Consider the following 12513-nt stretch of genomic DNA (forward strand, 5'->3'; position numbering starts at 1 on the left):
GAGTGTAGTCCAGGCTTTAGGCTGGATACAAGACCAAATGCAAGATCAAATAATTTCGCTTTGCAGCAAAAGCCCTTGCAAAGTGATTATTGCTTGACTGCGCTAGCGGCTTGCGAAATGATGAGAGCCTTGCTTAAAAAGGCAGACAAATATAACAATGGGCAGGCCAGGGCCTGACCCAGATGGAGACAAGATGAGTAAAATATTGAAACGCACGACCATAGGTCTGGCGGTAATACTGGTTTTGGGTGCAACGGTCGGGTACCTGAAGCTGCGCAGCTCCGGTCACCCGCAAATCGATGGTGAAATGCAGTTGGCTGGTTTGACTGCCCCCGTCAAAGTCTTGCGTGATGAGCTGGGGATACCCTATATTTTCGCCAGCAATACGCCTGACCTGTTACGCGCGCAAGGTTTTGTGACGGCGCAAAACCGGCTGATGCAGATGGAATTGTTCCGTGCTACCTGGCGCGGTGAATTGTCAGCCATCCTGGGTGCCGAGACCGTGCCCAGCGACATACGCATGCGCGTGCTGGGCATACGTCGCAATGGTGAGCGCCATGCAGAAAAACTCAGCCCTGAATCGCGGGCCTTCTTTCAGCATTATGTCGATGGCATCAATGCTTATATCAAGTCTTATCCAGATGAACATCCTGTAGAACTCAAGGCCGTCGGCCTGGTGCCGCAAGCCTGGAAAGTAGCTGACCTGGTGGCGCTGGTGCATTACATCCATTACACCCACTCCACCAATTTCAAGGCGGAAGTCATCGCGCAAAAACTCATCGATCATCTGGGCATGGAAAAAGCACGCGAGATTTTCCCCTTGACTGTGAATCCTGACTGGAAGACAACTCCAGTAGCATCCATCGAGCAATCAGAAAACCAGCAAGCACAATCCGCACAATTGAACCTGGCATGGAGTGATTTGAATATCGCACCCGAGACTTTAAATCATCAGGGCCTGGGTTCAAACAACTGGGCAGTTGGCCCATCGCGCTCGCAATCCGGCAAGGCCATGGTGGCAAATGACCCGCATCTGGATAACCGTATCTTGCCAGGCACCTGGCACCCCGTAGGTTTGTTTACACCGGAGATACAGGCGGTAGGTGCAGCCATACCCGGCATGCCTGGCATGATGGTGGGTCGCAATAAACATGTGGCTTTTGGTGTCACGAATGCCTATGGCGATGTGCAGGACTTGTATGTGGAGAGCCTGGACCCGGCCAATAAGGATTATTACATGGATGGTGGCAGCAGCGTGCCATTCACGGTCATCACTGAAAACATACGCATCAAGGACAAGAGCGCCACAGGCGGCTACCGGGATCAAGTACTGGTCATACGCTATACCAAACGTGGGCCAGTAATTACCGATCACCCCGGCCTTGGCCCCAAAGGTGACAAGCTACTGGTCTTGCGTTCTACCGATGCAGAAGTATTGACACCGCAGATCGGCATAGAAGGCATGCTGACTGCCGCCAATGCCGCTGACTTTGATAAGCAAGTACAAAAGATAGATTTGATGATGTTCAATTTTGTCTTTGGTGATGACCAGGGAACTATCGCTCACCGCGCTACTGGCGCGGTGCCTATACGCTCAGGTGCTGATGGCGGCTTCCCGCGCCTGCCACCGGCAGATGGTAGTGATGACTGGACTGGTTTTATTCCCAAGGACAAGATGCCCGGCATGACTAATCCGGCACGCGCATGGGTGGGCACCGCCAATCACGATACCCGGCCTGAAGATTTCCCCTGGTATTACACCAATTATGTTTCACCAAATTATCGCTATACCCGCATAGGACAGGTACTCGGTGCGGCACAAAAAATGACGGTGGAAGATCACTGGAAACTCATGCATGACAGCCGCAACCTGCAGTCAGATGCCCTGCGCCCTGCCCTTATTACTGCGCTGGAAAATGATCCCGCAAACAAAGACCTGGCTGCCATACTCAAGACCTGGGATGGCAGGGACGATGCTGCCCTTGCTGCACCGCTGGTCTATCAGGCGCTGTACAGGGAAGTCGTGATAGGCACGTTCAGCGATGAACTGGGTGACGATGTCGCCAAAGACATGTTATCGACCTGGTATTTCTGGCAGCAGCGTTTTGATACCCTGCTGGCCAAGCCGGATTCCATCTGGTTTGACGACGTGCGCACCAAGGACAAACGTGAAACCCTGGCCGACGTGATAAGCGCGGCAGCACCGCGCGCCCGTGCAGAAATCGAAGCCCTGCAAGGTAAAGACACATCGCAGTGGCGCTGGGGCAAATCACATACCGTGCGCTTTGTCAGCCCCTTGCGTCGCAATGGCGCAGGACAGGAATTGCTGGGAGGCTTTACTGTTGAACGCTCGGGCAGTGGCGAAACTGTCAGCCGTGGTGTCTATGATTTCCAGAAACCCTACGAATCCAACTTCTTCGCGTCCATGCAAGTCATTATGGATTTTGGCGACAATGAAAAGATAGAAGCGGCCATGGCCGGTGGTGTCAGTGAAAGGCATTTCCAGGAGCATCAGAATGACATGGCCAAACTGTGGGCAAAAGATGAACGTCGCCCCTGGTGGTTTGCGCCCGCAAAGGTAGAAGCCAATGCCAGACACAGGCAAACCCTGAAGCCTTAAAGCAAAAATGGCAGCCTCGTCGCTGCCATTTTTTTATCCCTTAGTCTTTTAAATCAAAACTGACCTGTCGCTCACGCAAGGCTTTGGCATGGCGGTGACGTGCCCGCAAACGTGGGTTGGTAATCACACTCCCTACTGTCTCACCCACCACCATGGCAATGCCCAGTATAGGCAACACCAGCATCAGGCCAGCGATACCAGCCAGCTCACCGCCGACAAAAATCATCAACACAGAAATGAGCGGATGCATATGCAAGCTGCGGCCCAGAGTCATGGGCATGAAGATGAAATCATCGAGCAGGCGCACCGTGATGAAGACGGCAATCGCGCCATACGCCAGCAAGGGAGTGTCAGGTGCGTCAGTAGCCGCCACCAGCACCACCATGATGCAACCCAGTACAGAACCAACAAAAGGCACCCATGCGAGAATGGCTGATATCAACGCCAGCGTGAATGGTGCTGATATGCCGATAGACCACAGACCAAGCGCCAGTATGAGAGTATCGATCACCGTCAGTTTCAACAAGCCCTGGAAGTAACGGCGCGCTGTCTGGCCAATTTCATGCATGAGAAACAGGGTTTCTTCAAAAAAAGCATTCGGCACAGCACGTGCCAGAAATTGCTTGAACTTGCGGCCATCACGCAAGAAAAAGAAAGTCAGGAAAGGGGTCAGAAAAAACGCCGGCAATACTCCGGCCATGGAAACCAGGATGTTGGCAACATATTGCTGGGCAAAATTATCGGTATTACTCGCCATCCATGCATTCACTGATTCGCTCGCATGCGCCTTGCGGAGTATGGAAAAATTTTCTTCCATGGTCTGCATGGAATTGTGCACGAAACGTATCCCGCCATCGACATAATGCGTGAACATGTCTTGCAAAGATCCGGCACGCAAAGTGAATTTATTAATGATGTAGGCCAGTGCCAAAGCCAGAGCAATAAAAAAAATACCGCCAACCAGGGTAGCGGCCAACTCACGCGGCAAACCCAGCAAACTCAGGCGTGCCACTGCAGGTACGAGGATGTAATACAGTATCATCGCAAACATGAACGGTATCAGCAGCCACAAGACCTTGGGCAATAAAAATAGCAGAGCGCAAGTCGATGCAAGTACACATAGCCATACAATGGGGCCAGATTGACGCTGGTTCACAAGGCCTCACTACGCGAAACATCATCGAGGGAATCACGCAGGCGGCGGCTGTTCAGCCTGGCCAGTTCCAGCGAAATTTTATAGCCAATGACGGCATTGGTTTCCAGTAAAGAGCTGAAGTCAGCACGGAAAAATACCGCGACCTCGCAATTCTCTGCTGCCTTGGCCTGCGCGCTGCGCGGAGAATTATCCAGCAAGGCTACGTCACCGAAAAAATTGCCCTCGGTCAGATTGGCAATGAACTCATCACCATGCTCGCGCCTGCGGTTGATACTGACTACGCCGGACAGGATGATGTACAAGGCCTGCCCTTCCTCACCCTCATCGAAGATGATTTCATTGGCAAGATACTGCCTGTCGTGCAACATGCCATCAATGATTTTCAGCTCACGCGGACTCAGGGTGGCGAACAATGACATACCTGACAAGCGTTGCAGGCGATAAGAATTAGGGGGTTGTCTTATCCAGGTGAGTGTCATGTGTATCCTTTTTTATTCTTGGTAACAGAGCAATCTGCAATTATGCTGTACCCGACGGCCCTTGCCCATGAAAATCTCATGCATCGTATCCAAGTAGCACAATGAAAGCGTAGATATTATCACCACAAATCCCGCAAAAACACTTTCACATTTGTTTTCCGCGCCCAGACACCGCATTCGCGACATGCTTCAAAATGGCAGGATGCCAGTCGCGCTGATTTCCCAATACAGCCAGCAAGATCATGAACATGCCCAGCAATTGCCAGGCACTCAGAATAGTTGCAAAAGACAGCACATCAACCAGCAAGGCCACCAGCGGATAAATAAAGGACAAGGTAGCAATACTCGTTGCTGGCAATTTTTGAAAAGCATCGTACATGAGTTTATACATCAACCCGGTATGGACAAAGCCCAGCAGCAATAAACTGCCCCAGCTTTGCCAATGCCAGCTCCAGTTTGATAAATCTGCCATCGGTGCCAACACCACGGCACCCGTCAGCAACTGTAATCCTGCAATCTGCGCCGGGACTATGCCTTGCAGCTTACGGGTCGCCAGGGTAGCGAAGGCATACAGCAATGCTGCCAGCAAAGCCAGCCCGGCACCTGCCAGTGCCTGACTAACATGTCCGTCAGCATTGCGCAGGAAGTCTTGCCGGATATCCAGACCAGAACTAAGCACCACCCCAGCAAAAGCCACCAGCAGGAAAGGCAGCTTGCGCCAGATCTGCCCATCTCTTTGCATCATGGCCAGCAAGATCAGTAAAAAGAAGGGTTGCACATGATAGACCACCGTGGCGATGGAAATACTGCTGAGCCTGTAGGCAGAAAACAGACATAGCCAGTTGATGATGAGGGCTGCAGCCCCCAGCAGCAACCATTTCACTTGCCTGACATTCAAATTTTGCCAGTTGCCCTGCCAGTACAGCAAAGCCAGCAGGCTGAGGCCGCCGATCAGGCAGCGCAATAAAACCACCGTCATTGCCGGCTGGCCACTGGCGAGAACGAACAGGCCTATTGTGCCCGACAAGCCCATTGCCACCACCATTTGCCACTTGCCGGAGCCGCCATAGCTCCAAGAGTTACCAGAATTGCTGCTGTTCATCTTGTCCACCTGCTTCTTATTTAAGTAGCGTCCATTATCGACAAGCTGACACTCTTCAACAATACGCATAAAATACAAAGGATAATTGCCTATAGGGCAAAAATAAAAGGGTATACATGATGGAAATGCTCAATGAGATGGCGATCTTTGCCCAGGTAGTGGAAAGCGGCAGTTTTTCGGCTGCTGCACGGCAGCTGGGAGTGAATACCTCGGCCATCAGCCGCCACATCACCCGGCTGGAAGCGCATATGGGTGGCAGGCTAATGCAAAGAACCACGCGCTCATTTTCCCTAACCGAGCTGGGGCAGGAAGTGCTGACCGGCAGCAGGCGTATCTTGCAGGCAGCACGTGAAACCCATGCGCTGGCAGGCACTTACAGCCAGCATCCCAGCGGCGTGATACGTGTGACTGCCCCTGTGGTACTTGGCGAAGTCTGGCTGGCGCCCTTGCTACCGGCCTTTCTGGATGCCTATCCCGATGTTTCTGTGCGCTTGACACTGATAGACAATACCCTGGACCTCATCGAAGAAGGTGTCGATCTGGCGATACGCATTTCGCGCGAACTGGCACCCGGTCTGGCAGCCCGGCCATTGGGCAAGATGCGCTATGTACTAGTGGCGACTCCAGATTATCTGCAGCTATCTGGCCGTCCCACCGAGCCGGGTGAATTGACGACTCATCGCTGCATTTATCTGGGCTATGGCAGCTTTGGTGATCACTGGAGCATGCAAAAAGGCAAGCAGCAATGCAATGTACAAATCCCGGCGCGACTGACTATCAACAATAGTTCAGCAATACTCGCTGCCACCCTGGCTGGTGGTGGCATAGGCCTGATCCCGGACTTTACGGCACGCGCTGCCGTTGCCGCGAAACAGGTGGAAGTTGTTTTACCTGATTGGGAATTTTGCGCGCCTTATACTGGCAATATTTATGCGGTATATACGCCAGGCAAACATCTGGCCTTGAAAGTCAGGGGCTTCATCGATTATCTGCTACAGACACAAAACTCATCGGCCTCATAACCTAAACATAATGCGCATTTCGACTATGCAATCTTAATTTTCTTCATAGGTCAATAACGCATAAGATAAGCTGGATTTGTTCGTGTACGCGCATAAGGAGCAATGTAATACTGATTTTTCAAATTATTTTGATAGATCAGGTTTGCCATGCCTTTTGCTCTCCACAGCCGCGCTACACCTACTTCTTCGTCAGATCAGCAAGAAGATGCTCTGGCTATCGCGAGTGCTTTGGCTGATCAACTGGCCAGCACCGCCGTAGCACGTGACCGCGCAGGCGGGCATGCGCAGCAAGAGCGCGAATGGATACGCGCCTCTGGCTTGTTGACGCTCTCCATCCCGGTAGAATTTGGCGGCCAGGGTGCGGACTGGTCTCTGGTGTTCCAGGTAATACGCCTGCTGGCCAAGGCCGACAGTGCGCTGGCCCATGTGTTCGCTTTCCATCATTTGCAACTCGCTGGCATACAACTGTATGGCAATGCGCAGCAACAGCGCCGCTTGCTGGCAGCGACGGTAGAACAAAGATTTTTTTGGGGTAATGCCCTCAATCCACTGGACAAGCGCACCACTGCAACAAGGACGGATGCTGGTTATATTCTGAATGGCATCAAGAGTTTTTCATCTGGCTCTGTGGGTGCGGAATGGCTGACGATCTCGGCCTGGGATGAACAGACTCAAAGCGCCCTGATCGCCGCAGTGCCAACAACGCAAAAAGGTATCTCGGTACAAGCTGACTGGGATGCCTTCGGCCAAAAACAGACGGATAGTGGCAATGTGCATTTTGAAAATGTCTTCTTGCCTGCTGATCTGGTGTTGCAAGCGCCAGCAACAATACCCACTGCGCAGGCAACACTGCGCTCGCAAGTTGCCCAGCTCATCATGACGAATCTGTACCTGGGCATAGGCCTGGGTGCCTTTGATGCCGCCCGCCAATATACGCAAGAGCAGGCCAGGGCATGGTTTGCTGCAGGCGTGGATAAAGCCACGGACGACCCTTACATACAACACCGTTATGGCGAACTGTGGTTGCTATTGCGCCCGGCAGTTGCCCTGGCAGATCAGGCAGCAGTGAGCCTGGAAAAAGCTTTTCGCCAGGGACCGCTGGTCACGGCAGAAACCCGCGGTGAACTCGCAATTGCCGTAGCAGAAGCAAAATGCCTGGCGCACCGCGCTGGCATAGAAGTCAGCTCGCAAATGTTTGAACTGACTGGCGCCCGTTCCACCTCGGCACGCTATGGCTATGACAGGTTCTGGCGCAATGTCAGGGTACATACCCTGCATGACCCAATCGATTACAAATTGCGTGACCTGGGCCGCTATGTATTGAATGGCAGCCTCCCTGAACCTACTGCATATTCTTGACCGGTAATAAACGTGAGTACATCTATTATACAAATACAGTCTGTCAGCAAGGCTTTTCCTCTGCCGGATGGCAAGACTTTTCATGCAGTCAAATCTGTCAGTGTCGACATTGAACAGGGCGATATCTTTGGACTGATAGGCAAGAGCGGCGCCGGTAAATCAACGCTGCTGCGTTTGATTAATTTGCTCGAACGTCCAGATAGCGGCACGGTCACCGTCGCCAGGCAGGACCTGACCAAGCTGGGTAAAAAAGAACTACGCGTCGCCAGGCAAAACATAGGCATGATTTTCCAGCAATTCAATCTGCTGCAAAACGCCAGCGTGTTTGAAAATGTCGCCTTTCCATTGAGAATACACACGAAACAAAGCAAGCAGGAAATCGCGCAGCGTGTTGCTGAATGCCTGGACATCGTCGGCCTATCCAATAAGTCAGGCAGCTATCCGGCCCAATTGTCTGGCGGACAAAAACAGCGCGTGGCAATTGCACGTGTGCTGGCCAGCAAACCCAACGTGGTCTTGTGCGATGAACCCACCTCGGCGCTGGATGCAGAAACCACACGTGAAGTACTGGATACGCTACGCGACATCAACCAGCGACTGGGTGTCACTATCGTCATTGTCAGTCATGAATTGACGGTGCTCAGCACCATCTGCAACAAGGTTGCCGTTATCGAAGAAGGTGAAATTGCTGAGAGTTTTTCATTGGCTGATGCTGGGATATTGCGCAAAACTGCACTGGGCCGTGAGCTGGCTTTCCATGGTCGGGAGAATGGCAGCAATCCACAGTGGAAGGAATTAAGCCATGTTTGAAAACCTGATTTCATTATTGCCTGAGCTGGGTACAGCCGTATTGCAAACTTTTACCATGCTGGTCATAGGCCTGAGTGCGGCGGTGCTGGTAGGCGGCCCGCTGGGTGTTTTGCTTTTTTTGGTGGGAGATGGGCAGTCGCTGCAAAACCGCCCGCTGGCAGTTTTCCTGGGCTGGCTGGTGAATACCATACGCTCATTTCCTTTCATTATTTTGCTGGTGGCGCTGGTGCCATTCACACGTTTTATCGTCGGCACCTCGATAGGCCCGCTGGCTGCTGCCGTGCCTTTGTCGATTGCAGCTATCCCCTATTTTGCTCGCCTGGTAGAACAGAGTTTTCGTGAAGTGCCACGCGGCGTGATTGAAGCTGCGCATGCCATGGGCGCATCTGAACTGCAAATCATTCTCCGTGTCTTGCTGGTAGAAGCACGCAGTGGCCTGGTGCTGGCGCTGACTGTCTTGGCGATCAGTTTCCTGTCTTACTCTGCTGTTGCCGGTGTAGTTGGTGGCGGTGGCATAGGTGACCTGGCAATACGCTACGGCTATTACCGCTTCCAGACCGACGTCATGTTCATCACGGTTGCCCTGCTCATTGCACTGGTGCAGATCATACAGTTCACGGGCAACCGCATTGCCCGTCATATCGATAAACGCTAATTCTTTCATTTTTCAAAAGGACATCATCATGTATCGTCGCCCGTTCCTGCTAGCTACACTGACTCTTGCACTCGCCACTACCTTGACTGGCTCAGCCTTCGCAAAAGACCCAAAAGAACTGGTAATAGGCACCAGTGCTGGTCCCTATGCGGACCAGGTCAAACTGGGTATCAAACCCATATTGGAAAAACAAGGCTACAAGGTCAAGGTGGTTGAATTCAATGATTACATCCAGCCCAACTTTGCGCTGGCAGAAGGCTCACTGGATGCGAATGCCTTCCAGCACATTATCTACCTCAAGAAATTCTCGACCGACAATAAACTGGCGCTATCAGAATTGATCAAGGTACCAACTGCACCGATTGCGATCTACAGCAAAAAGCATAAGTCACTAAACGAAGTTAAAGAAGGTACGACAGTTGCCTTGCCCAATGACCCAACCAACCTGGCACGCGCGCTGGTCTTGCTGGATCAGCTGGGCTGGATCAAATTGAAGGCAAATATCGACCCTATCCGTGCATCTGAAAAAGATGTGGCGGACAACCTCAAGAAAATCAAGCTGATACCACTGGAAGCAGCGCAACTGCCACGCTCTCTCGAAGATACTGATTTCTCTTTTGTGAATGGCAATTTCGCACTGGCGTCGGGCTTGAAACTCAATGAAGCACTGGCGCGTGAAAAAATCTCTGCCAATTATCAAAACCTGGTTGCGATACGTACCGATGACAAGAGCAAACCCTGGGTAAAAGACCTGGAAGCAGCTTACCGTTCCAGGGAATTTCTGGAAGTGACGAATAAGCATTTCGCTGGTTTCTCCAAGCCTGATTATCAGCAGGCACTTGAAGTCGCAGCCAAGTAGATATTCAAAATGAGCAAAAAGCTTATCCGCTTCAATGCATTCCAGATGAACACTGTAGTGCATCAGTCGCCAGGCATATGGCGCCATCCCAGGGATAATAGCCATCGCTACACCAGTGCAGACCATTGGACTGAGCTGGCACGCCTGCTGGAAGAAGGCTTGTTTGATGCCATTTTCCTGGGAGATGTGCTGGGTGTATATGACGTATATGCGGGTGACACTGATGCCGCGTTGCGCCATGCGATACAAGTGCCGCTGAATGATCCGCTGACACTGGTGCCACTGATGGCCAGCGTCACCAGGCATCTGGGCTTTGGGGTGACATGCGCACTGACTTATGAACACCCTTATACCTTTGCGCGACGTATCTCTACGCTGGATCATTTGACGCAGGGGCGCATAGGCTGGAATATCGTGACTGGTTACCTGGATAGTGCAGCCCGTAACCTGGGCCTGCAAAAACAACTGAGCCATGATGAACGCTATGACCTGGCGGATGAGTACATGGAAGTGGTCTATAAGTTATGGGAAAAAAGCTGGGATGAGCAGGCTGTTGTGCGCGACAAGAAGCGTGGCATTTATACCGACCCCGCACATGTGCATGCCATCCACCATCATGGCAAATACTACAGCGTGCCCGGCATACATTTGTCCGAACCTTCACCGCAAAGAACACCGCTGTTATTCCAGGCGGGTAATTCCGCGCGCGGCACTGCCTTTGCGGCTCAGCATGCAGAATGCACTTTCGTCAGCGGCCCCAGCAAGCAGGTCGTTAAACGCTATGTCGATGACACACGCGCGGCGTTGAAAACTGCCGGGCGCGAAGCTGGTGATGTGTATATCTATGCACAGGCCTTGATCATCACGGCAGAAAGCAGCGAAGCCGCAAAAGCAAAATATCAGGAATATCGCCAGTACATTGATATTGAGGCTTCACTGGCCTTGCTGTCTGGCTGGACAGGTGTCGATTTCTCGAAGTTACCACTGGATGCAACTATCGATTACATAGAATCTGAAGCAGGCCGCTCTGCGCTGGCCTCATTCAGTTCTGCAGACCCTGGCAAGAAATGGACAGTACGCGAAGCCGCAGAATTTATCGCCCTCGGTGGCCGTGGCCCTGTGCTAGTTGGCGATGCAAGGGAAGTGGCTGATCAACTCGAGGCATGGCTGGATGAAACCGGTATTGATGGCTTCAACCTGAGCTTCGCTCTCGCGCATGAAACCATCAGGGATGTAGTGAAATTCATCGTACCGGAATTGCAGGCGCGTGGCCGTTATAAAACCAGTTACAACGATGGCACTTTGCGCCAGCAGTTATTCCAGCGAGGCTCACGACTTCCAGAAAACCATATAGGCAGAAATACACATATCAACAATCCGCTGGCTGATGCAGCCTAAAAGATTGCATCCAATAAAACACAATAACATTATCGGGAAACGTCATGAAACGCCGCCATTTTCTACAACTATCTACTGTTGCTGCAACTACTGGCATTGCGAGCTTGCCATCACTCGTTCAGGCTGCATCACCGCTGAAGGAATTGCGTCTCGACTATGCCTATTACTCGCCAACCAGTCTGGTGTTGCGCCGCTTTGGCTGGCTAGAAGAAGAATTCAAGGCAGATGGCACGAATATCAAATGGGTGCTCAGTGCAGGTAGTAACCGCGCCCTGGAATACCTGAATGCCAATAGCCTGGACATAGGTTCCACTGCGGGACTGGCCGCCTTGCTGGCCAAGGCCAATGGCAACCCGATCAAGACACCGTATATTTTTTCACGCCCTGAATGGACAGCGCTGGTAGTGCGCAAGGATTCTCCTATCCGCACTTTGGCAGATTTGAAAGGGAAGAGAGTCGCAGCGACCAAGGGCACTGATCCTTACTTGTTCTTGCTACGCGCCTTGAAGACCGCTGGCCTGAAACGTTCAGACATTGAACATGTGGGCTTGCAACATGCCGATGGTCGCGCCGCACTCGAGCAAGGGAAGGTAGATGCATGGGCCGGGCTTGATCCGCATATGGCAGCCAGTGAACTGGAAGCCAATTCGCGCCTGATTTATCGCAACGTGGCTTTCAATACTTATGGCTTTTTGAATGTGCGTGAAGACTTTCTGAATAACCACGGCCCCGAAGTGACACGTGTGTTGCGGGCTTATGAAAAAGCCAGGGCATGGATACGTACTAACCCGACTGAAGCGGCAAAAATTTTGTCCGAAGAAGCCAAGGTCAGTTTGCCGGTAGCCTTGTTGCAAATCAAATTGCGCAGTGACTTTAGCAATGCCCTGCCATCGAATGAGCATATACAGGCCTTGCAGGTAGCAGCACCTATTCTGCAAGATGAAGGTCTGGTGAAACCGGGCGTCGATCTAAGCCGCACCATACGCGATCTCGTTGATACCCGTTTTGCCCAGAAGCTGATCACGGTTTAATCCAGACTAGCGAATCAGCATC

Annotated in this window: 11 protein-coding genes; 8 read left to right on the forward strand and 3 right to left on the reverse strand. The window is 52.0% G+C overall.

What is annotated here, in order from left to right; translation table 11 throughout:
• The first annotated feature begins 193 nt into the window (after positions 1 to 193).
• Complete coding sequence (locus ACO0LN_RS28465) at positions 194 to 2620, forward strand: penicillin acylase family protein (RefSeq protein WP_422979811.1); 2427 nt, start codon at positions 194 to 196, stop codon at positions 2618 to 2620.
• A 40-nt stretch (positions 2621 to 2660) separates the two neighbouring features.
• Here ACO0LN_RS28465 and ACO0LN_RS28470 read toward each other — a convergent pair whose 3' ends face one another.
• The 3 genes from ACO0LN_RS28470 to ACO0LN_RS28480 all read right to left on the reverse strand — a co-directional run bounded on the left by ACO0LN_RS28470 (position 2661) and on the right by ACO0LN_RS28480 (position 5357).
• Positions 2661 to 3776, reverse strand: coding sequence for an AI-2E family transporter (locus tag ACO0LN_RS28470; RefSeq protein WP_422979813.1), 1116 nt, complete (start codon positions 3774 to 3776; stop codon positions 2661 to 2663).
• On the reverse strand, positions 3773 to 4255 hold the full coding sequence (locus tag ACO0LN_RS28475; protein ID WP_422979815.1) for a cyclic nucleotide-binding domain-containing protein: 483 nt from the start codon (positions 4253 to 4255) through the stop codon (positions 3773 to 3775). The genes ACO0LN_RS28470 and ACO0LN_RS28475 overlap by 4 nt, the downstream gene beginning before the upstream one ends.
• A gap of 145 nt (positions 4256 to 4400) precedes the next feature.
• Complete coding sequence (locus tag ACO0LN_RS28480; protein WP_422979817.1) at positions 4401 to 5357, reverse strand: DMT family transporter; 957 nt, start codon at positions 5355 to 5357, stop codon at positions 4401 to 4403.
• Between the two features lie 119 nt (positions 5358 to 5476).
• On the opposite strand from ACO0LN_RS28480, the gene ACO0LN_RS28485 reads away from it, so the two are divergent.
• The 7 genes from ACO0LN_RS28485 to ACO0LN_RS28515 all read left to right on the forward strand — a co-directional run bounded on the left by ACO0LN_RS28485 (position 5477) and on the right by ACO0LN_RS28515 (position 12491).
• Complete coding sequence (locus tag ACO0LN_RS28485) at positions 5477 to 6379, forward strand: LysR family transcriptional regulator (protein ID WP_422979819.1); 903 nt, start codon at positions 5477 to 5479, stop codon at positions 6377 to 6379.
• Between the two features lie 147 nt (positions 6380 to 6526).
• The gene (locus ACO0LN_RS28490; RefSeq protein WP_422979822.1) at positions 6527 to 7738 is read left to right on the forward strand and encodes an acyl-CoA dehydrogenase family protein; all 1212 of its coding nucleotides are present in this window, start codon (positions 6527 to 6529) and stop codon (positions 7736 to 7738) included.
• A 12-nt stretch (positions 7739 to 7750) separates the two neighbouring features.
• On the forward strand, positions 7751 to 8548 hold the full coding sequence (locus tag ACO0LN_RS28495) for a methionine ABC transporter ATP-binding protein (RefSeq protein ID WP_422979824.1): 798 nt from the start codon (positions 7751 to 7753) through the stop codon (positions 8546 to 8548).
• Positions 8541 to 9203, forward strand: coding sequence for a methionine ABC transporter permease (locus ACO0LN_RS28500; RefSeq protein ID WP_422979826.1), 663 nt, complete (start codon positions 8541 to 8543; stop codon positions 9201 to 9203). The genes ACO0LN_RS28495 and ACO0LN_RS28500 overlap by 8 nt, the downstream gene beginning before the upstream one ends.
• Before the next feature lie 28 nt (positions 9204 to 9231).
• Positions 9232 to 10062 carry a MetQ/NlpA family ABC transporter substrate-binding protein gene (locus tag ACO0LN_RS28505; protein ID WP_422979828.1) on the forward strand — a complete coding sequence of 277 codons (831 nt, stop codon included), beginning with the start codon at positions 9232 to 9234 and terminating at the stop codon, positions 10060 to 10062.
• Between the two features lie 9 nt (positions 10063 to 10071).
• On the forward strand, positions 10072 to 11460 hold the full coding sequence (locus ACO0LN_RS28510; RefSeq protein WP_422979830.1) for an LLM class flavin-dependent oxidoreductase: 1389 nt from the start codon (positions 10072 to 10074) through the stop codon (positions 11458 to 11460).
• A gap of 44 nt (positions 11461 to 11504) precedes the next feature.
• Positions 11505 to 12491 (forward strand): aliphatic sulfonate ABC transporter substrate-binding protein, encoded by a 987-nt coding sequence (locus ACO0LN_RS28515; RefSeq protein WP_422979832.1) that lies wholly within the window; start codon positions 11505 to 11507, stop codon positions 12489 to 12491.
• Positions 12492 to 12513: the final 22 nt, after the last annotated feature.

Origin of the sequence: Undibacterium sp. TC9W (assembly GCF_049339865.1) — a bacterium.
In the GTDB taxonomy this organism is placed as follows: Bacteria; Pseudomonadota; Gammaproteobacteria; order Burkholderiales; family Burkholderiaceae_D; genus Undibacterium.

What these genes read in the sequence shown, in the direction of transcription:
- ACO0LN_RS28465 (WP_422979811.1), top strand. Translation starts at nt 194, where the DNA reads ATGAGTAAAATATTGAAACGCACGACCATAGGTCTGGCGGTAATACTG.
- ACO0LN_RS28475 (WP_422979815.1), bottom strand. Translation starts at nt 4,255, where the DNA reads ATGACACTCACCTGGATAAGACAACCCCCTAATTCTTATCGCCTGCAA.
- ACO0LN_RS28480 (WP_422979817.1), bottom strand. Translation starts at nt 5,357, where the DNA reads ATGAACAGCAGCAATTCTGGTAACTCTTGGAGCTATGGCGGCTCCGGC.
- ACO0LN_RS28485 (WP_422979819.1), top strand. Translation starts at nt 5,477, where the DNA reads ATGGAAATGCTCAATGAGATGGCGATCTTTGCCCAGGTAGTGGAAAGC.
- ACO0LN_RS28490 (WP_422979822.1), top strand. Translation starts at nt 6,527, where the DNA reads ATGCCTTTTGCTCTCCACAGCCGCGCTACACCTACTTCTTCGTCAGAT.
- ACO0LN_RS28500 (WP_422979826.1), top strand. Translation starts at nt 8,541, where the DNA reads ATGTTTGAAAACCTGATTTCATTATTGCCTGAGCTGGGTACAGCCGTA.
- ACO0LN_RS28505 (WP_422979828.1), top strand. Translation starts at nt 9,232, where the DNA reads ATGTATCGTCGCCCGTTCCTGCTAGCTACACTGACTCTTGCACTCGCC.
- ACO0LN_RS28510 (WP_422979830.1), top strand. Translation starts at nt 10,072, where the DNA reads ATGAGCAAAAAGCTTATCCGCTTCAATGCATTCCAGATGAACACTGTA.
- ACO0LN_RS28515 (WP_422979832.1), top strand. Translation starts at nt 11,505, where the DNA reads ATGAAACGCCGCCATTTTCTACAACTATCTACTGTTGCTGCAACTACT.